At 74.8% G+C, this 19335-nt stretch carries 19 protein-coding genes; 11 read left to right on the forward strand and 8 right to left on the reverse strand.

The annotated features are described in order from the left end of the window. Together IE312_RS29750 and IE312_RS29755 are read right to left on the reverse strand one after the other, a co-directional pair. Nucleotides 1–599 (reverse strand): class I SAM-dependent methyltransferase (locus tag IE312_RS29750; protein ID WP_229900585.1); only part of this gene is annotated, 599 nt, incomplete at its 3' end. Then, nucleotides 593–1969 carry a glycosyltransferase family 4 protein gene (locus IE312_RS29755; RefSeq protein ID WP_189985382.1) on the reverse strand — a complete coding sequence of 459 codons (1377 nt, stop codon included), beginning with the start codon at nucleotides 1967–1969 and terminating at the stop codon, nucleotides 593–595. The genes IE312_RS29755 and IE312_RS29750, both read right to left, overlap by 7 nt. 220 nt (nucleotides 1970–2189) lie before the next feature. On the opposite strand from IE312_RS29755, the gene IE312_RS29760 reads away from it, so the two are divergent. Beyond that, entirely contained in the window at nucleotides 2190–2810 is a 621-nt protein-coding gene (locus tag IE312_RS29760) for a TetR family transcriptional regulator (RefSeq protein WP_189985383.1), read from the forward strand. A 302-nt stretch (nucleotides 2811–3112) separates the two neighbouring features. Here IE312_RS29760 and IE312_RS29765 read toward each other — a convergent pair whose 3' ends face one another. Further along, the gene (locus IE312_RS29765; RefSeq protein ID WP_189985384.1) at nucleotides 3113–3346 is read right to left on the reverse strand and encodes a ferredoxin; all 234 of its coding nucleotides are present in this window, start codon (nucleotides 3344–3346) and stop codon (nucleotides 3113–3115) included. A gap of 3 nt (nucleotides 3347–3349) precedes the next feature. Further along, nucleotides 3350–4801, reverse strand: coding sequence for an aldehyde dehydrogenase (locus IE312_RS29770; protein ID WP_189985385.1), 1452 nt, complete (start codon nucleotides 4799–4801; stop codon nucleotides 3350–3352). A gap of 206 nt (nucleotides 4802–5007) precedes the next feature. Here IE312_RS29770 and IE312_RS29775 point away from each other — a divergent pair, with 206 nt between their 5' ends. Beyond that, nucleotides 5008–6033, forward strand: coding sequence for a Strvi_7410 family MBL fold metallo-hydrolase (locus tag IE312_RS29775; RefSeq protein ID WP_189985386.1), 1026 nt, complete (start codon nucleotides 5008–5010; stop codon nucleotides 6031–6033). A gap of 235 nt (nucleotides 6034–6268) precedes the next feature. Beyond that, complete coding sequence (locus tag IE312_RS29780; RefSeq protein ID WP_189985450.1) at nucleotides 6269–7027, forward strand: dienelactone hydrolase family protein; 759 nt, start codon at nucleotides 6269–6271, stop codon at nucleotides 7025–7027. A 14-nt stretch (nucleotides 7028–7041) separates the two neighbouring features. On the opposite strand, the gene IE312_RS29785 is transcribed toward IE312_RS29780, so the two are convergent. From IE312_RS29785 to IE312_RS29795, 3 genes are read right to left on the reverse strand one after another with little or no spacing between them, the layout of a single operon-like run. Next, nucleotides 7042–8265: an MAB_1171c family putative transporter gene (locus IE312_RS29785; protein WP_189985451.1), complete on the reverse strand. Its 1224-nt coding sequence runs from the start codon at nucleotides 8263–8265 to the stop codon at nucleotides 7042–7044. Then, nucleotides 8265–8894: a hypothetical protein gene (locus IE312_RS29790; RefSeq protein ID WP_229900586.1), complete on the reverse strand. Its 630-nt coding sequence runs from the start codon at nucleotides 8892–8894 to the stop codon at nucleotides 8265–8267. Before IE312_RS29790 ends, IE312_RS29785 begins: the two co-directional genes overlap by 1 nt. After that, nucleotides 8887–9501, reverse strand: a complete 615-nt coding sequence (locus IE312_RS29795; RefSeq protein ID WP_189985387.1) for a helix-turn-helix domain-containing protein — start codon at nucleotides 9499–9501, stop codon at nucleotides 8887–8889. The genes IE312_RS29790 and IE312_RS29795 overlap by 8 nt, the downstream gene beginning before the upstream one ends. 250 nt (nucleotides 9502–9751) lie before the next feature. Between IE312_RS29795 and IE312_RS29800 the strand changes: the two genes are divergently transcribed. The 8 genes from IE312_RS29800 to IE312_RS29835 all read left to right on the forward strand — a co-directional run bounded on the left by IE312_RS29800 (nucleotide 9752) and on the right by IE312_RS29835 (nucleotide 18489). Further along, nucleotides 9752–10807: an ATP-grasp domain-containing protein gene (locus IE312_RS29800; RefSeq protein WP_189985388.1), complete on the forward strand. Its 1056-nt coding sequence runs from the start codon at nucleotides 9752–9754 to the stop codon at nucleotides 10805–10807. A gap of 399 nt (nucleotides 10808–11206) precedes the next feature. Continuing rightward, a complete protein-coding gene (locus IE312_RS29805; protein ID WP_189985389.1) occupies nucleotides 11207–12430 on the forward strand; it encodes an SCO2321 family membrane protein in 1224 nt (407 codons plus the stop codon). After that, nucleotides 12427–13080, forward strand: coding sequence for an SCO2322 family protein (locus tag IE312_RS29810; protein ID WP_189985390.1), 654 nt, complete (start codon nucleotides 12427–12429; stop codon nucleotides 13078–13080). Before IE312_RS29805 ends, IE312_RS29810 begins: the two co-directional genes overlap by 4 nt. Continuing rightward, on the forward strand, nucleotides 13067–14296 hold the full coding sequence (locus IE312_RS29815; protein ID WP_370467625.1) for an energy-coupling factor transporter transmembrane component T: 1230 nt from the start codon (nucleotides 13067–13069) through the stop codon (nucleotides 14294–14296). The genes IE312_RS29810 and IE312_RS29815 overlap by 14 nt, the downstream gene beginning before the upstream one ends. Continuing rightward, on the forward strand, nucleotides 14293–16077 hold the full coding sequence (locus IE312_RS29820; RefSeq protein WP_189985391.1) for an ABC transporter ATP-binding protein: 1785 nt from the start codon (nucleotides 14293–14295) through the stop codon (nucleotides 16075–16077). Before IE312_RS29815 ends, IE312_RS29820 begins: the two co-directional genes overlap by 4 nt. Next, a complete protein-coding gene (locus tag IE312_RS29825) occupies nucleotides 16074–16907 on the forward strand; it encodes an ECF transporter S component (RefSeq protein WP_189985392.1) in 834 nt (277 codons plus the stop codon). The genes IE312_RS29820 and IE312_RS29825 overlap by 4 nt, the downstream gene beginning before the upstream one ends. Before the next feature lie 332 nt (nucleotides 16908–17239). Then, nucleotides 17240–17653 carry an aggregation-promoting factor C-terminal-like domain-containing protein gene (locus IE312_RS29830; protein WP_189985393.1) on the forward strand — a complete coding sequence of 138 codons (414 nt, stop codon included), beginning with the start codon at nucleotides 17240–17242 and terminating at the stop codon, nucleotides 17651–17653. Nucleotides 17654–17799: 146 nt separating this feature from the next. Beyond that, complete coding sequence (locus IE312_RS29835; protein WP_189985394.1) at nucleotides 17800–18489, forward strand: YoaK family protein; 690 nt, start codon at nucleotides 17800–17802, stop codon at nucleotides 18487–18489. 28 nt (nucleotides 18490–18517) lie between these two features. Here the strand turns inward: IE312_RS29835 and IE312_RS42425 are convergent. Further along, on the reverse strand, nucleotides 18518–19335 hold an 818-nt coding region (locus IE312_RS42425), incomplete at its 5' end, for a cytochrome P450 (protein ID WP_229900588.1).

Here is a 19335-nt window from a genome sequence, read left to right on the forward strand (position 1 = left end):
TGGTACGCCCGCACCGGCAGCGCCTTGTCGTTGTCGACGCCGAAGGCGCACTTCAGCCACCAGTACGGCGAGTGCAGCGCGTGGGCGTGGTGGGTGCCGTACGGCTTCAGTCCCGCCTCGCGGACCTTCCCGACCAGCTCGTCCGCCCGGTAGATGCGGATGTGGCCGCCCTCGACCTCGTGGTAGGCGTCGGACAGGGCCCAGCAGACCTTCTCGGGGCCGTAACGGGGCACGGTGATCGCGATGCGCCCACCGGGCCTGAGCACGCGCACCATCTCCGCGAGCACGCCCTTGTCGTCGGGGATGTGCTCCATCACCTCGGAGATGATCACGACGTCGAAGGACTCGTCGGGGAAGGGCAGGGCGAGGGCGTCGCCCTCCATGGCGGTGGCGGTGGCGCCCTCGGGCGCCTCGCCGGCCTCCTTCATCGCCGCGAACCACTTGGCGACCTCGCGGATCTCCTCGGCGTTCTGGTCCAGGGCCACGACCTGGGCGCCGCGCCGGTAGCACTCGAAGGCGTGCCGGCCGGCCCCGCAGCCGAGGTCCAGGACACGGTCGCCGGGGGCGAGCGGGAACCGGGAGAAGTCGACGGTCAGCACGTGGCCCTGCTTTCGGAGGAGACGCCGGTGTCACTCGTGGAGGCCGCGGGGGCGGCGCTCGCGGGGGTCGCGGAGGCGGTGCCCGGTGGTGCCGCGGGGCGGTCGGCCGCGGCGCGGGCGATGGCCTCGCGGTAGTGGGCCACGGTGCCCTCGGCGGCGCGGGCCCAGGTGAAGTTGCGCAGCACCCGCTCGCGGCCCGCCCGGCCGAGCCGCAGCCGCAGCTCGGGGTCGCCCAGCAGCCGGACCAGGCCGGCGGCCAGCGCCCCCGCGTCGCCGGGCGGTACGGCCAGGCAGGTCTCCCCGTCCGGGCCGGCGACCTCGGGGATCGCGCCGCCGGTGGTGGCGAGCAGCGGGGTGCCGGTGGCCATGGCCTCGGCGGCGGGCAGCGAGAAGCCCTCGTACAGGGAGGGCACGCAGGCCACTTGCGCGGAGCGGATCAGGTCGACGAGTTCGGCGTCGGAGATGCCCTTGACGAAGTCGACGGCGCCTTCGAGGCCGTACCGCTCGATCGCCTGCGCGACCGGGCCCTCCTGCGGGCGCTTGCCGACGACGACGAGGTGCGCGGCCGGGTGCTCGGTGCGCACCTTGGCGAGCGCCTCGACGAGGAACACCAGCCCCTTGAGCGGCACGTCCGCGCTGGAGGTGGTGACGATCCGGCCCGGCACCTCGGGCACGGCCGGATGCGGCGCGAACAGGTCGGTGTCGGCGCCGATGTGGACGACGTGGACCCGGTCGTCGCGGACGCCGAGGTGGTCCACGATCTCCTGGCGGGAGCTGCCGGAGACGGTGAGGACCGAGGGCAGCCGGCGGGCGACGCGCTTCTGCATGCGGGTGAAGGCGTACCAGCGGCGGACCGCGTAGCGGCGCTGCCAGGTGGCGGCGGCGTCCAGCTCCAGCTGCCGGTCGACGGTGATGGGGTGGTGGATGGTGGTGACCAGGGGGGCGCCGATGTCGCCGAGGAGGCCGTAGCCGAGGGTCTGGTTGTCGTGGACGACGTCGAACCGGCCGCGCCGGGCGCGCAGGTGCCGGCGGGCGCGCAGCGAGAAGGTCAGCGGCTCGGGGAAGCCGCCGGTCCACATGGTCCCGACCTCCAGGGCGTCGATCCAGTCCCGGTACTCGTCCCGCTTCGGGGTGCGGAAGGGGTCGGGCTGGCGGTAGAGGTCGAGGCTGGGCAGCTCGGTGAGGGTCAGCCCGGGGTAGCCCTCGTCGAGGACGGGGTACGGCTGCGAGCCGATGACCTCGACGCGGTGGCCGAGCCGGGCCAGCTCGCGCGAGAGGTGCCGTACGTAGACACCCTGTCCGCCGCAGAACGGGTTCCCCTTGTAGGTGAGGAGCGCGATGTCGAGCGGTCGCTCGGCCTCAGCGGTCACTCCGGGCCCCCTTCTGCGTGCACTGTCCCGCGAGACTACGACGGGACGCTAATCTAGAACAAGTTTCAGACTTGATCATTCGAGAGGCTCTGAATCTACCGGCAGGTAGGGGTGCTGTGAGCAGTGGATCAGGTGATTCGTGCCACGGCGCGCGGCCCTGCCATCCTGTGTGATCACGAGCCTTGCGGACGCCCTCACCGACTGTCACGGAACGGGACCCATGCCTGCGGAAGCCAGCACCTCGCGCCCGGCCTCGTCACCGCTCACCGAGCGGCAGGAGGCCCGCCGGCGCAGGATCCTGCACGCCAGCGCGCAGCTGGCCAGCCGGGGCGGTTTCGACGCGGTGCAGATGCGCGAGGTCGCCGAGTCCTCCCAGGTGGCCCTCGGCACGCTGTACCGCTACTTCCCGTCCAAGGTGCACCTGCTGGTCGCCACCATGCAGGACCAGCTGGAGCACATGCACGGCACCCTGCGCAAGAAGCCCCCGACGGGGGACTCGGCCGCCGGCCGGGTCGCGGAGACCCTGATGCGGGCCTTCCGGGCCCTGCAGCGAGAGCCGCACCTGGCCGACGCGATGGTCCGCGCGCTCACCTTCGCCGACCGCAGCGTCTCGCCGGAGGTGGACCAGGTCTCCCGCCAGACCACCGCGATCATCCTGGACGCCATGGGCCTGGCGGATCCGACCCCGCAGCAGCTCTCCGCGGTTCGGGTCATCGAGCACACCTGGCACTCGGCCCTCATCACCTGGCTGTCGGGCCGCGCCTCCATCGCCCAGGTGAAGATAGACATCGAGACGGTGTGCCGCCTGATCGACCTGACGGACCCGGACCGCCGCGCCTGAGCGGCACGCGAGACCGGCACCGGCATGGAAGGCCGGCACCGGCATGGAAGACCTACGAGACGGGTTCCCTTCGCCGGCATGGTCCGGATCAGGTCCAGGGGTCGCCGTACGGCCCGACTGCTGCCTTCCGGCCTCTCAGCCCTACCGTCGCTGTCGGCCGGGGCGGATGCCTGCGCGTCTCGCCCGAGTCGGCTACTCCGGTCGGACTCCCTCACTCGCCTCGTAGGCTGATACCAGGATAGAACGTCCACCCCCTGACGGAACCCGGCAATTCCCACCATTTGGGAACACGCTCCGGCCGCTCACTCCTCCGGCGGGAACACCGCCTCCCCGCTGTCCCGCAGGGTGATCACGATGGCCTCCACCGGGCAGTGCTCGGCCGCCGCCAGGACCTGTTCGCCGGCGTCCGTGTCCGGGGCGGTCGGGTGGGACTGGCGGGCGTGGTCGAGGCGGAAGCCGCCCGGGGCGTGGTGGAGGCACTGGCCCGAGCCGATGCAGAGCGACCGGTCGACCTCGACGTGCCAGCGGTCACCCATGGACTACGCCCCCGCCGGCAGGTGGATCATCTTGTGCTCCAGGTAGGCGCCGTACCCCTCCGGGCCGAACTCCCGCCCCAGGCCCGAGTTCTTGTAGCCGCCGAACGGGCCGAGCATGTCGAGGCTGAAGGTGTTGACGGAGTAGGTACCGGTGCGGATCTGCCGGGCGATGTCGACGCCGCGTTCCGTGTCCGCCGTCCACACGCTGCCGGACAGGCCGTAGTCGGAGTCGTCGGCGATCCGCACGGCCTCGGCCTCGTCGCCGTACGGGAGCAGGCAGACGACCGGCCCGAAGATCTCCTCGCGGGCGATGCGCATGGAATTGCCGACGTCGCCGAAGAGGGTCGGTTCGACGTACCAGCCGCGCTCCAGGCCGTCCGGACGGCCGCCGCCGGTGAGGATCTTGGCGCCCTCCTCCTGGCCGATGCGGATGTAGTCCAGGCTGCGCTGCTGCTGGCGCCGGGCGACCAGCGGGCCGACCTGGGTGGCCGGGTCGAGCGGGTCCCCGACGACGAGGGCGCGGGCCGCCCGGGCGAAGGCGTCGGCGAACTCGTCGTAGCGGGTGCGCGGGACGAGGATGCGGGTCTGGGCGACGCAGGCCTGCCCGTTGTTCATCCAGGCCGCCGGGACGATCCCGGAGACGGCCGCCTCCAGGTCCGCGTCCGGCAGCACCAGCGCCGCCGACTTGCCGCCCAGTTCCAGGGTGACCCGGGTGAGGTTGCGGGCGGCGACCTCCATCACGCGCCTGCCGGCCGCGACGGAGCCGGTGAAGGAGACCTTGTCGACGCCGGGGTGGCCGACCAGGTACTCGCCGACCTCGCGGTCGGCGGGGAGGATGGACAGCACGCCCTCAGGGAGGCCGGCCTCGCGGGCGATCCCGCCGAGGAGGTAGGCGTCCAGCGGGGACTCCGGGGACGGTTTGAGGACGACCGGGCAGCCGGCCAGCAGCGCGGGCGCGAGCTTGGCGGCGGCGACGAACTGCGGGACGTTCCAGGGCACGACGGCGGCGACCACGCCCACGGGTTCCCGCCGGACCAGGATCGGGCCCAGCACGCCCTCCCTGCGCTCCTCGTGGGTGAACTCCCGGGCGACCCGGATCGCCGTGTCCCACACCATCATCGCGCCGAGCGCCTGGGCCAGGACGCTCCAGGAGTACGGGGAGCCGTTCTGCGAGGAGATCACCCGGGCGATCTCCTCGTGCCGGGCGGCGATGCCGTCCTTGATGCGGCCGACGACCTCGATCCGCTCCTCCAGCGTGGCGCGTGGCCAGGGCCCCTCGTCGAAGGCGCGGCGCGCGGCGGCCACGGCCCGGTCGACGTCCGCCCGGGAGGCGTGCGGCACCCGCCCGATGACCTCCTCGGTGTGCGGCGAGATCACCTCGATCACGTCCCGGCCCAGCGGGTCGGTCAACTCCCCGCCGATGAAAAGCTGTCCGTGTTCCACGAGTTCGGTCATGGCCGACTGCCTCCCGCCGCAGCGCACCGCTTCCGCCGCCGTTTCTGACGCCCTGTCAGAACTGATATCAGCTCCGGCCACAGGAGTCCACGCCGGTCCACCGGGGAGAGCGGTCTCTCGATTGAATCGGTCGACTCGGGCGACCTTTGGAACCAGTTCTAGTTAGAGTGGGTCCAGGCCGTGGGCGGCGCAGGGGCGGAGGTCCGATGGTGGTGGCGTTCGATCACGGCGGGGGTGTACGGGCCGTTCGCGTGCCGATCCCGGACAACCCCCTCGGGTACACGCTGGTCTACGTGGTGGACACCGACCGCGGGCCGGTGCTGGTCGACACCGGGTGGGACGATCCCGGGTCCTGGGACACCCTGGCGGCGGGGCTGGCGGCCTGCGGCACGGCGGTCGGGGAGGTGTACGGCGTGGTGGTCACCCACCACCACCCGGACCACCACGGCCTGTCCGCGCGGGTCCGGGAGGCCTCCGGTGCCTGGGTAACGCTGCACGCGGCCGACGCGGCGATCGTCCGCCGGACGCGCGAGACCCGGCCGGAGCAGTGGTGGTCGTACATGGCGGCCAAGCTCACGGCGGCCGGGGCGCCGGAGGAGCACGTGGCGCCGCTGCGGACGCCCCGCGCGGGGAACCTGCCCGGCCTGTCCCCGGCGCCGCCCGACCGGGAGATCGTCCACGGCGAACTGCTCGACCTGCCGGGCCGCCGGCTGCGCGCCATCTGGACCCCGGGGCACACGCCGGGCCATGTCTGCCTGCACCTGGAGGAGCAGCACCCGGGCGGGCTCCCGGGGGACGGGCGGCTGTTCAGCGGTGACCATCTGCTGCCCGGGATCAGCCCGCACATCGGCCTGTACGAGGACCCCGACGACGCGACGGTCACCGACCCCCTGGGGGACTACCTGGACTCACTGGAGCGGATCGGCCGGCTCACCCCGGCCGAGGTCCTCCCGGCCCACCAGCACCCCTTCACCGACGCCCCCGGCCGCGTCCGCGCCCTGCTCGACCATCACCAGGGCCGCCTGGCCGGCCTCCTGGCCCTCCTCGCCGAGCCCCTCACCCCCTGGCGGCTCGCCGAGCGCATGGAGTGGAACCGCCCCTGGGCCGACCTGCCCTACGGCTCGCGCACCATCGCGGTCTCCGAGGCGGAGTCCCACCTGCGCCGCCTGGTGAAGCTGGGCCGGGCGGAACCGGTGCCGGGCAGCGACCCGGTGGCGTACGCGGCGGTGTAGCCCGGCTGCGGCCGGGCGCAGGCGGGGGTCCGCCACGGTGGGGGCTGCGCGAAAACCCTTGGCGGACGCGGGACGGCCGCTGCTAGGTTCGCGGAGGCCGTGCGAGAGACCGAGGAGGTGGTACCCGTGAACGCTCGACCGACATGGGTGCTCCCCTCCGGAGTCACGGTCGGACGACGGAGAGGTCGTCCGGGAGCGCCGATCCCGCGCACTCCCGAAAGGCACGACCATGCCTCTGCAGTTCACTTCCGAGCCGCGCCTTGACGACGGCGTCCTCGAACGCCCCTTCGCCCTGGACGAGATCCCCGGCTTCCTGTGGACGCCCGCGTCCGCGTCCGCATCGCGGCCGGCGCCGCTGATCCTGCTCGGCCCCCCTCCCCTCGGGCTGGGCCGGGCGTACCCCCGACTGGCGGCCCGGGCCCGGAACGCCGCGGCACAGGGCTTCGCCACCGCCACCCTGGAACTCCCCGGGAGCGGCGACCGGCCCCGCCGGCCCGCCGCCGAGCAGGCCCGCGCCGGCCTGCGCCGGGCCCTGGAAGCCGGCGAGCCGGTGAGCGACGAGATCATCGACGCCCTCGTCCTGCCCCTGGTCGAGGAGGCGGTGCCGGAATGGCGGGCCGCCCTGGACGCCCTCCTCCCGCTGCCCGGGATCGGCGGCCCTGCCGGGTACTCGGGGGGAGTGATCTCCATCGGCATCCGGCTCGCGGCGGTCGAGCCGCGCATCGCGGCCGCCGCTCTCTTCGCCGGGAGTCTCGTCCCGCGCGCCCTGTTCGAGGAGGCCCGCCGGGTCACCGTCCCCCTGCACGTCCTGCTGCAGTGGGACGACGAGGGCAACGACCGGCAGGCGGCCCTGGACCTGTTCGACGCCTTCGGCTCCGAGGAGAAGTCCCTGCACGCCAACATGGGCGGGCACACCGGCGTCCCGCGGTTCGCCGACGACGCCGCCCTCGCGTTCTTCAGCCGCCATCTGCCGCGTTCTTCAGCCGGCGTCTGAGGTGAGGCCGGCCGTCACGCCGGCTCCCCGGTGACACCCGGCAGCAGCCGCTGCGGCGCGGCCGCCTGCCGGCGGAACCGCTCGACGGCCGCCGCGTGGAAGCGCAACGCGTGGGCGACGCACTCCAGTTCGCTGTCCGGTACGGAGACGGACCCGGGGTGACCGCCCTGCGGCGCGGGGTCGCGGCCCTCCGGCGCGCGCAGCGCGTCGGCCGCGACGAGGACGTCCACCGCGGCCGCGATGCCCCGGGCGACGGACTGCGGGTAGCCCACCGCGAGCGCCGCCTGCCGCGTCCGCTCCCGCCGGTGCGGGCTCAGGTGCGGGGCCAGCTTGAGCAGCCCGTCGTTGATGGCGGCCCGGCGCAGTTCCAGGCGGAGCGCGGCACCGCTGACCCGCCCGGTCGCGGGCGCCGCCGGCGCGGTGACGGTCAGCATGGTCTGCCAGAGCGGCTTCAGGCGCCGGTGGGTGCGCACCAGCCGCCGGTGCTCCGCCGCCCACGGCCCGGCCTGCCCGGCGAGGAAGCCGGCGGCCACCAGCACCGCCTCGGCGATGGCGAACGGCGGGGCGGCGTACGTGGACAGCCAGTCCCAGTCCCGGCCGCTCCACCGGGCGCCGACCGCGGCGAGCTTGGCCGCGTCGAAGAGGAGCCCGAGGGCGTAGGCCACCTGGAGGAAGATCACCGCCCGGCGCAGCCAGGTGTCCTCGACCTCCCGGTACCAGGCCCACAGCATGCCCGCCGCGACCAGCGCGGACGCCAGGTGCGCGACGAGGTAGAGCAGCACGAACTCGCGCATCCAGGGCGTGCCGGCGTAGTAGGTGTCGAGGTCGCGGGTGCGCTCCACCCGGTGGTCGCCGAGCAGGAACGTCGTCCACAGGCCGACGATGATGACGGTGTACGCCATCCACACCAGCCGGGTGCGCCGGCGGCGGGCGGCGGACGGCGGCTCCCGCCAGGTGATGATGAGCCACACGCAGGCGCCGCAGTACACGGTGAGCAGCGAGTACACCCACAGGCCGGCGAAGTTGGGGATGCCGGCGAGCACGTTGATGCGGTGCAGGTTGGCCGGCGGCAGCGAGGCGAAGACGAGCACGCCGATGCCGAGCAGCAGCGCGGTGGCGCGCAGGATCGGGTCCTGCCAGGCGCGCCGCAGCAGCGGCAGCTTGATCATGAAGGCCACGGCGAGCAGGGCGGCCGGGACGGCGTAGGCGGCGAAGGAGCCGGCGAGGTCCCAGCGCATCACGGGCCGCCGATGTTGCCCAGGGAGGACGACAGCCGGTCGGTGAGGGTGTCCTGGGTCATCCGGCCGGCCGCGCCCGGCCCGACGACCTTGGAGAACTTGGCCGCGAGGCGCAGTCCGCACTCCTCGGCCTCCCACTCGGCCTCGGCCGCCGCCGCGGCGGGCGACCGGGTCGCCAGGGCCGCGACCCGGTCCCAGGGGACGTCGTCCTCGGCGCGGGACAGCAGCCGGCGGGCGGCGGCGGGCAGTCCGGCCGGGTAGTGCACGTCCAGCGTGCCGTAGTGGATGTGGCCGATCTCGTGCCCGGCGATGACGAACTTGTGCGGGTCCGGGGCCCGTTCCTCGACCACGACGATGTAGTCCTCCTCCCGGGCGAGCGTGATCCCGGAGACGTCCAGGCCCGGCGGGAAGGCGACGAACTTCAGCCGGACCGGGCGGTCCAGCCGGGGGCTGAGCGTGGCGCACAGCGCGTGCAGGAAGGCCTCGGGGCCGGTCGGCGGGGTGAGGCCGCGGACGGTGTCGCGGACCAGCCGGTCGAGGAAGCGTCGTGGGGACCCGGGGTGCTTCGCGGAGGCCGACGACCGGGGGCGCCCGGCCGGTCTCGCGGCCCTGGCGGTCGGTCTAGGCACGCCCGGTGCCCTCCGCCCGCCCGGAGGTGCCCTCCGCCCGCTCGGAGGCGATGATCATCTCGGCCAGGTCGGCGAGGGTGGCGAGCTGCCGGGCGTTCATCTGCGGGGCCCGGGCGGCCAGTCGTATCAGCCCGCTCTCGCGCAGCCGCAGCAGCGGGTCCGCCTCGGCCTCCAGGGCCTGCACCACCGGTTGCAGCGCCTCGTGCAGCGCCTCCGGCTCGTCGGCCGTGAAGAAGCCGGCGGGCAGGCCGAAGAAGCGGCGCAGCCGGTCGGCGTGCTCCAGGCTCGGCATCCCGCTCTTGCGCCACTCGCTCAGCCACTGCCGGCTGGTCCCGGCGATACGGGCCAGTTCGTCCAGCGAGTACCGCTTGCCGTCCGGGCGGCGCCGGCTCTCGCGGATGAAGTCCAGCCGCTGGCGCACTCGTTGGGCCAGGCAGGCCTCGGGGGCCCGGCCTCCGGAGAGCAGTTCGACGACGACGCCCACGGGGATGCCGGTGCGGTAGGAGAGACCGGCCACGTCGAGGGCCTCCGGCAGGCGCCCGGGGCGGCCGGTCAACTCGCCGAGCCGGTCCAGGACATCGGCCAGCGAGGCGTAGGCGTCACTCACCGAGGTCCCCCCTGGGCGCGTCATCCGTTCGGTGGCTGGGCTGACGCGAGGCTACCCGTTCGCCCGTTCGGCGACCAGACGTGACAACGCTCCCTGCCGGATAGCGCAGCTATCGTTGACAGTTGAGGGCGCTGTGGGTGAGGATCGCTGCACGGAGAGCAAGATCCGACCCGCCCCGGGTGCCGCCGATGGGGGAGCGGCACCCGGGGTGTCCGTTGTCCGCCCTCTCCCCGAGGAAGGTCCAGGCACCATGGCGCAGCCCGTCGTGCTCCTCGGGGCCGGCCGCCCGGAGACGTGCGACGACTTCCCGCTGACCCGGATCGCCGCGCTCCACCCGGTCGTCCTGGTCGACCCGGACCCGCCCGCCTGGGCGCGCCCGCACCTGCGGGCCCATCTCGCGGTCGACCCGGCCCGGGAGGCGCAGGCGGCGGAGGCCGTGCTGGCCCACGCGGCCGGGCACCCGGTCGCCGGCGTCCTGACCTGGTCCGCCGCCCATTTGGCCACCGCCGCGCGGATCACCGGCCGGCTGGGCCTGCCGGGCCTGCCGTACGAAGCGGCCGCGGCCTGCGCCGACCCGGCGGCATTACAGGCCCTGCTGGAACGGCACCGGCTGCCGGCGGCCGGTACCGGCGAGCCGGAGGAGACGCCCGGTCCGCTGGTGTCGGCGGAGACGGTGGTGCTGGACGACGAGGTCCGCATCGTCGCCCTCACCCGGACGACCCCGGGGCCGCCGCCCGCCCGAGCGGCGCTGCGGCACTGCGTCCACGCCCACGACGGCCTTCTGCACAACCGCTTCCTGCGGAGTTGCGTCGAACGGACGGTCCGCGCCCTGGGCCTGGCCCACACGGTGGCCCACGTCGTCCTGCGGATGACGGCCCGCGGCCCCCGGGTCCTCGACGTCGCCCCGCACCTGCCCGGCGATCTGATCCCGCTGCTGGTGGAGCGCGCCACCGGCGTCGACCTGGCCGGTGCCGCGGTCTCCCTCGCCACCGGCCGGCATCCGGACCTGACCCCCACCCGCCAGCGGGTCGCGGCCGTGCAGTTCGCCTACCCGGCCACGACCGGCCGCCTCACCCAGCTCCACCTGGACCCCGCGGCCGAGCACGACCCGGCCGCCGACCGCATGCTCCTCACCCACCACCCCGGCGCCCCGGTCACGGCGGCCCCGCACGCGACCGCCGCCGACCGCCTGGCCCACTGGGTGGTCACGGCGGAGAACCCCGCCGACTGCGCGACCGCCCTGCGCCGCCTGGCCCGCCATCTGACGGCGACGGTCCTGCCGGCGACCGGCGTGTACGCCGCCTAGGGGGTCTGTTCCGGATCATGCCGGCGTCGCGGGGTACACCCCCTGGGCCTCCCGGCCCGTGACCCCGGTCACCACTCCGCTGTGCCCACGGCCACCCGTCGGCCCGCGCGGGGCGGCCGGTAAAGTGGCGGGGTCGTCATCACACCCGTACGGGGAGAAGCCGGTGCAATCCCGGCGCTGACCCTCCCTCAGTTCCCGGCCGCGCTCGTGCCGGGGGCACCCCCATCCGTGTACCGCCGCAGCCGGCGGTGAGCCGGACTGCCCCGGACGGGGACGGTGACCGGCTCGCGTGCGCCGGCGGCCCGCCGCGCACGGCACCGTCGAGGTCTACGGAGCCGAGCCGCCCGGGATGCCTCCCGTGCGCCGCCCGGCTCCCCACAGGAGAGGCAGTCGCCGACCATGAACGTCCGCCGCAGTGCCGCGGCCCTCGCCGCCGTAGGCGTGCTGGCCGCCGCCGCGCCCGCCACGGCCGCCGACCCGTCCCCGTCCGCGCCGTCCCCGAAGGCGGCGGTCCCGCACGGCCTGTACGGCAAGGGCGACCCGACCTACGACGGCGTGTGGCGGCAGTCGCTCACGCTGCTCGCCCAGCGCACGCTCGGCTACCGGCCCGCCGGTGCCGCCGTGGACTGGCTCACCGGCCAGCAGTGCGCGAACGGTTCCTTCACCGCGTTCCGCGCCGAGCCCGCCAAGCCCTGCGACGACAAGGCCAAGTCCGACACGAACAGCACGGCCGCCGCGGTGCAGGCCCTGGCCGCGACCGGCGGGCACGGCGGTGCCGTCGGCAAGGCCGTGGACTGGCTGAAGTCCGTGCAGAACAAGGACGGCGGCTGGGGCTACTACCCCGGCGGCCCCAGCGACACCAACTCCACCTCCGTCGTCGTCGGCGCGCTCGCCGCGTCCGGCACCGACCCGGCGAGCGTCCGGAAGTCCGGCAAGTCGCCGTACGACGCGCTGCCCGCCTGGTCCCTGCCCTGCGACCAGGACGGCGGCGGTGCCCTCGCCTTCCAGCCGGACGAGAAGGGCAAGCTGCTCGCCAACGCGGACGCGACGGCGGCCGGCGTGCTGGGCGCCCTCGGCAAGGGGTTCGCGGCCGAGGCCGGCAAGCCCCCGGCGCAGGACGCCTGCGCCGAGGCCGAGCACCCCACCCGGGAGCAGGTCGCCGACAACGCCGGCGCGTACCTGGCGACGGCGCTCGGCAGGAGCGGGCATCTCAGGTCGACCCTGCCCGGTGCCAAGGACCAGCCCGACTACGGCAACACCGCGGACGCCGTCGTCGCGCTCGCCGCCGACGGCCGGACCGAGCCGGCGAAGAAGGCGTACGCCTGGCTGGAGAAGAACGCCGGACCGTGGGCGGTGCGCAGCGGCCCGGCCGCGTACGCCCAGCTGATCCTCGCCGCCCACGCGGTCGGCGAGCAGCCGGGCGACTTCCACGGCACCAGCCTGGTCCGCTCGCTCAACGCGCTCGGCCCGGCGCCGTCCATGGACTCCGCCACCGGGCACTCGCAGGAGTCGGAGGAGTCCGGGGAGTCGGACACGGGTGTCTGGTGGATCGTCGGCGTCGGGCTCGTCGCCGGCATCGGCATCGGCTTCCTGCTGAGCGGCCGGAAGAAGCGCCGGCCGTGACCCCTGTCCGCCGTGCCGTGCCGGTGCTCGCCGCCGCCCTCGCCGGGCTGCTGCTGTTCGCCGCCGGGCCGGCCGGGGCCGCCGGCTACCGCTACTGGTCCTTCTGGGAGCGGGCCGGCGGGCACTGGACGTACGCCACCCAGGGCCCGGCGACCGTGCGTCCCGACGACGGCGCGGTGCAGGGCTTCCGGTTCGCGGTGAGCGCGGACTCGGCGGACGCGAGCCGGCCGCGCGGTGCGGCGGACTTCGGCACCGTCTGCGCCGGCACGCCCGCCGCTCCCGGAACGAAGCGTGTCGCCCTCGTCCTCGACTTCGGTACCCGCGCGGACGCCCCGTCCGGTGAGCGGCCGCCGGGTCGCCGTACGGCCTGCGCGCGGGTACCGCGGGACGCGACCAGCGCCGACGCGCTCGCCGCCGTGGCCAAGCCGCTGCGGTACGACACCAACGCCCTGCTGTGCGCGATCGCCGGCTACCCGAGGACGGGGTGCGGCGAGCAGGTCTCCGCCGGGGGCCGGTCGAGCGGAAGCGCCGGCGCGGGCGGATCCGGCGGCGGGCCGTCGCTGGGGCTGCCGGTCGGCGCGGGGGTGGTCGCCCTGCTGGCGGGAGCGGCGGTGTGGCGGGCACGGCGGCGGCGCGATGAGTCCGCGTGAGCGGAGGCGGACGGGCGGGTACGCCGTGGCCGGTCGCGCGGTTCCCCGCGCGACCGGGGGGCTGCGGCCGCCGCACTCCGACGGCTCGCCCCGCCGCGGGCCGGCGCGCGCACACCGGTCCGCCGGGGCGCCGGTGAGCGATGCCCCCGACGCCCGGCGCCGAGGGGCCACGCACCCGGGTGCCTGGTGGCTGTGGGCGATATCCCTGGGGACCGCCGCCACCCGGACGACCAACCCGCTCCTCCTCGGCCTGCTCATGGCCGCTTCCGGCTACGTCGTGGCCACGCACCGCTCCCCCACCCCCTGGGCCCGCTCCTACGGCGCCTTCGTCAGGCTGGCCCTCGCCGTCGTCCTCGTCCGCGTGCTGTTCGCGGTGGCGCTCGGCTCCCCCATTCCCGGCAGCCACATCCTGCTCACGCTCCCCGAAGTGCCGCTCCCGCACTGGGCGCAGGGCATCCGGCTGGGCGGCCGGGTCACCGCGGAAGCGGTCGTCTTCGCCGGCTACGACGGCCTGAAGCTCGCCACCCTGCTCATCTGCGTCGGCGCGGCGAACGCCCTGGCCGGCCCGACCCGCCTGCTGAAGTCCCTGCCCGGCGCGCTGTACGAGACGGGCGTGGCCGTGGTCGTCGCCCTCACCTTCGCACCGCACCTGGTCGCCGACGTGCGGCGGCTGCGTGCCGCCCGCCGGCTGCGCGGCCGGCCCGACCGGGGGGTGCGGGGGCTGCTCCAGGTCGGGCTGCCGGTGCTGGAGGGTGCGCTGGAACGGTCGGTCGCGCTCGCCGCCGCGATGGAGTCCCGCGGCTACGGCCGTACCGCCGAGGTCCCCGTCCGGGTCCGCCGCACGACGACCGCGCTCACCCTCGGCGGCCTGCTCGGCGTGTGCGCGGGAACGTACGGACTGCTGACGGCGGAGGGAGGGGCGTACGGGCTCCCCCTGCTGCTCGCCGGAGCCGCCGCCGCGCTCGCCGGGCTGCGGCTGGGCGGCCGGCGCTCGCCGCGGACGCGGTACCGCCCGGATCCCTGGGGACCGCGCGCCTGGCTGGTCGCGGGCTCGGGTGCCGCGGTGGCCGCGCTGCTCACGCTCGCGTCCGTCCGCGATCCGCAGGCGCTGCACCCCGGGGTCGTCCCCCTCGTCGCGCCCGGCCTGCCGCTCGGGCCCGCCGCGGCCGTCCTGCTCGCCCTGTTGCCCGCCCTCGTCCCCCGGGAGCATCCGTGATCCGCTTCGAGGATGTCAGCGTGACCTACGAGGGTGCCGCCGAACCCACCGTCCGCGGAGTGGACTTCGAGGTGCCGGAGGGTGAACTGGTGCTGCTCGCCGGTCCGTCCGGGGCCGGCAAGTCGACCGTGCTGGGCGCGGTCAGCGGGCTGGTCCCGCACTTCACCGGCGGCACCCTGCGCGGCCGGGTCACCGTGGCCGGCCGGGACACCCGCACCCACCGGCCCAGGCACCTGGCCGACGTGGTCGGCACGGTGGGCCAGGATCCGCTGGCGCACTTCGTGACGGACACCGTGGAGGACGAACTCGCCTACGGCATGGAGTCGTTGGGCCTGGCGCCGGCCGTGATGCGGCGCCGGGTCGAGGAGACCCTCGACCTGCTGGGCCTCGCCCCGCTGCGGGACCGCCCGATCGCCACGCTGTCCGGCGGTCAGCGGCAGCGTGTCGCGATCGGCTCCGTGCTCACCCCGCACCCGCGGGTACTGGTGCTGGACGAGCCGACCTCGGCGCTGGATCCGGCCGCCGCCGAGGAGGTGCTCGCCGTGCTGCAACGGCTGGTGCACGACCTGGGGACGACGGTCCTGATGGCCGAGCACCGGCTGGAGCGGGTGGTCCAGTACGCCGACCGCGTGGTCCTCCTCCCGGCTCCCGGCGCCGCCCCGGTGGTGGGCCCGCCGGCCGAGGTGATGGCCGTCTCCCCCGTCCACCCCCCGGTGGTCGCCCTGGGCCGCCTGGCCGGCTGGTCCCCCCTCCCCCTCACCGTCCGCGACGCCCGCCGCCGGGCCGCCCCCCTCCGTGCCCGCCTGGCCACCCGGGCCCCCTCAGCGTCCGCACCCCACCACACCGCTGCCACCGCACCCACCGCCACGGGCGGCACCGGGATCACCGCGGCAGCCGTGGCGCGGGCGGGCGTGGCCGATGCCCTTCCCGTGCCGGTGAGCGGTACCGCTCCCCTCCGGCAGCGGCAGGCTGTAACCCGGCGCTCGCTCTTCCGTCGCCGCCCCGCCCCCGCCCCGGAGCCCTCGCGCACGCACATCGCCGAGGTCCACGGCCTCTGCGTCCGCCGGGACCGCGTCCAGGCGCTCCGGCACGCGGACCTGACCGTGGCACCCGGTGAGACCATCGCCCTCATGGGCCGCAACGGCGCCGGCAAGTCCACCCTCCTCGGTTCGCTCGTCGGCCTCCTGGCCCCCGCCTCCGGACACGTCACCGTCGGCGGCGTCACCCCCCACCGCACCGCGCCGAAGGACCTCGTGCGCCACGTCGGCCTCGTCCCCCAGGACCCGCGGGACCTGCTGTACGCGGACACGGTCGCGGCGGAGTGCGCGGCGGCCGACCGGGACGCGGGCGCCGCGCCCGGCACCTGCCGGTCGCTGGTGTCCGCCCTGCTGCCGGAGATCACGGACGGCACCCATCCCCGGGACCTGTCGGAGGGCCAGTCGCTGGCGCTGGCGCTGGCCGTGGTCCTGACCGCCCGCCCGCCCCTGCTCCTGCTGGACGAGCCGACCCGCGGCCTGGACTACGCGGCCAAGGCCCGGCTGGTCGGCGTACTGCGCGCACTGGCGGCCGAGGGGCACGCGATCGTGCTCGCCACGCACGACGTGGAGCTGGCCGCCGAGCTGGCCCACCGGGTGGTGCTGCTCGCCGAGGGCGAGGTGATCGCGGACGGCCCGACGGCCGAGATCGTGGTGTCCTCCCCGTCCTTCGCCCCGCAGGTGACGAAGATCCTGGCCCCGCAGCGCTGGCTGACGGTGGCCGAGGTCCGGGAGGCCCTGGCATGAACCGCACCCCGCCGGCCGGGCGCGTCCGCGCCGTCCGTCTCGGCCCCCGCTCACTGGCCGCGCTCACGCTGACCAGCGCCGTGGGGGCGGCCGCACTGTTCTGGCCGTTCCTCAGCCCGCCCGCCTCGCATCTGAGCGCCCACGCGCAGGACGCGCCGTGGCTCTTCGCGGGGTTGCTGCTCCTGCTGGTGGCGGTCGTGGCGGGGACGATCTCGGAGTCCGATCTCGGGCCGAAGGCCGTGGCGATGCTGGGCGTGCTGGCCGCGACCGGGGCGGCGCTGCGGCCGATCGGCGCGGGTACGGCGGGGATCGAGCCGATGTTCTTCCTGATGGTGCTGAGCGGGCGGGTCCTGGGTCCCGGCTTCGGGTTCGCGCTGGGCTCGGTGACGATGTTCGCCTCCGCGCTGCTGACGGGCGGGGTCGGCCCGTGGCTGCCGTTCCAGATGCTGTCGATGGGCTGGTTCACCATGGGCGCGGGCCTGCTGCCGGGCCCGGTGCGGCTGCGCGGCCGTGCCGAGCTGCTGATGCTCGCCTCGTACGGCTTCCTGGCGGCCTTCGCCTACGGCACGGTGATGAACCTGTCCGGCTGGACCTTCCTGGACAGTGCCGCCTCGAACATCTCCTTCGTCGCCGGCGCCCCGGTCGCCGTCAACCTGGCCCACTTCGTCGCGTACTGCGTGGCCACCTCGCTCGGCTGGGACCTGGGCCGGGCGGTCTGCACGGTGGTGCTGACCCTGGCGCTCGGTCCGGCGGTGCTGCGCGCGCTGCGCCGGGCGACACGGCGGGCCGCTTTCGAGACGGCGGTCACATTCGACGGTCCCGGTGAGTGAGGGTCCGCCCGCGCACCGTGAGCGGGACGGTGAAGCACCCCACATGACGCACGTCACCTACGAACCGGGGCCGTAGACCCATTTGTCCGATACGCCCTTCGTTGCACCCCTTCTGACCTGCGGATTGCGACCCACGTCACAGAGAGGACGTTTCCGCGCCATCCGGCCACAACTAGTAAAAGGGGTCATTGCGGGCAGCTTTCCGGCCTGCTTCTCTGGACGACGTCGCCAGGCAGCACGAGCCCGACCGGGCCGCGGCTCCGACGCAGACGGCCACAGCGCGTGGTCCTTCCCTGCGGGCGATCCACAGTCCCCGACGCAAGAGGTTCTCCGTGTCCGTCTCCTTCATCCGCCGCATCGCTTCCCCGAAGAAGGCCCTCACCACCGCCGCCGTGGCCGCCGCCACCGCCGGCCTGGCTCTGACCGCGGCCCCCGCCCAGGCCGCCACCTCCTCCGCCTCCTCCACCCAGGCGATCGCGCACCGGATGATCCCGGACGCCGCGCAGTTCAACGCGTTCAGCAGGATCGTCGAGCACGAGAGCGGCTGGAACCCCTCCGCCACCAACAGCGCCTCCGGCGCCTACGGCCTGGTCCAGGCCCTGCCCGCGTCGAAGATGTCCTCCGCGGGCGCCGACTGGAAGACCAACCCGGCCACGCAGATCAAGTGGGGTCTGGACTACATGAACTCCCGCTACGGCAGCCCGGTCAAGGCCTGGAACTTCTGGCAGGCCAACGGCTGGTACTGAGCCGCCGCGCCCCGGCAGCACCTGCCCTGGCATCCGCACCCTCGCCTCCGCTCGGCGAGGGTGCGCGCGCATGTCCGGACCCGCGCCCCGGCCTCCGTTCCCTACCGTGTCCCCGTGGTGGAACCTCGCGGGAATGCGGAGGAACGATGACGACACCGGCGCCGGCCGTGGAGCGGGACCCCGAGGGGCGCGGACTGCGGCTGGTGGCCGTACTCCTGGTACTCACCGTCGTCAGCGGCCTGATCGACGCCGTCGGCTACCTCGGCCTGGGCCGGGTCTTCACGGCCAACATGACCGGCAACGTGGTGGTGCTCGGCTTCGCCGCGGCCGGCGCCCCCGGCTTCTCCGTCCCGTTCACGGCCACCTCCCTGGCCTGCTTCCTGCTCGGCGCGGTGGCGGGCGGCCGGACGGCGGCCCGCTTCGGCCGGGGCTCGCGCCGCCGCTGGGCTCGGCTGATCCTGGCGGCCGAGGCGGTGCTGGTCGGCGGATCGGCGGCGGTGGCCTTCGCCTGGCCGGGCACCACCGGCACCCGGTACGCCCTGATCGCCCTCACCGCCTTCGCGATGGGCCTGCGCAACGCCACGGTCCGCAAACTGGGCGTGCCCGACCTGACCACCACGGTCCTGACGATGACCCTCACCGCCCTCGCCTCCGAGTCCCGCCTCGGCGACGCCACGGGCCACCGCTCCCCACGCCGCTCGTCCTCGGTCCTCGCCATGGCCGGAGGCGCCTGCCTGGGCGCCTGGCTGGTCCTCCACCACGGCCTGGGCGTCCCGCTGCTGCTCGCGGCACTGGCGTCGGGGGTGATGGCGGTGCTGGCGGCGGGGCGGGAGTGAGGCCGCGCGCCGGCCGTGCCCGCACCCCTCAGCCGTGGCTGACCCGCAGCTCCTTCACGCCGTTGATCCAGGCCGAGCGCAACCGGCGCGGGGGATCGGTCAGGTGGAGGGCGGGCATCGCGTCGGCGACGGCGTTGAAGATCAGGTCGATCTCCAGGACCGCGAGGGACTTGCCGAGGCAGTAGTGGGGACCGCCTCCGCCGAAGCCCAGGTGCGGGTTGGGATCGCGGGTGATGTCAAAGCTGTCGGGGTCGGTGAAGACCTCGGGGTCGTGGTTGGCGGAGGCGTAGAAGAGGCCGACCCGGTCGCCCTTCCGGACGAGGGCTCCGCCCAGCTCCGTGTCCTGGGTCGCCGTCCGCTGGAACGCGTTGACCGGGGTCGCCCAGCGGACGATCTCCTCGGCCGTGGTCGCCGGGCGCTCGCGGCGGAAGAGGTCCCACTGGCCGGGGTGGGTCAGGAACGCGTGCATGCCGTGGGTGATGGCGTTGCGGGTCGTCTCGTTGCCGGCCACCGCCAGCATCAGCACGAAGAAGCCGAACTCGTCGGAGGTCAGGTTGCCCTCGTCCTCGGCGGCCACCAGGGTCGTCACGATGTCCCGGGCCGGGCAGCGCTTGCGCTCGGCGGCCATGTTCATGGCGTAGGCGATGATCTCGGTGGCCGACTCGCGGCCGATCTCCTCAGTGATCGCGTACTCGGGGTCGTCGTAGGCGATCATCTTGTTGGACCAGTCGAAGATCTTGGACCGGTCCTCCTGCGCCACCCCGATCAGCTCCGCGATCGCCTGGAGCGGCAGTTCGCACGCCACCTCGGTGACGAAGTCGAAGGGTCCCGAGCGGGCGCGGGCGC

This window comes from Streptomyces capoamus, assembly GCF_014654935.1.
In the GTDB taxonomy this organism is placed as follows: Bacteria; Actinomycetota; Actinomycetes; order Streptomycetales; family Streptomycetaceae; genus Streptomyces; species Streptomyces capoamus.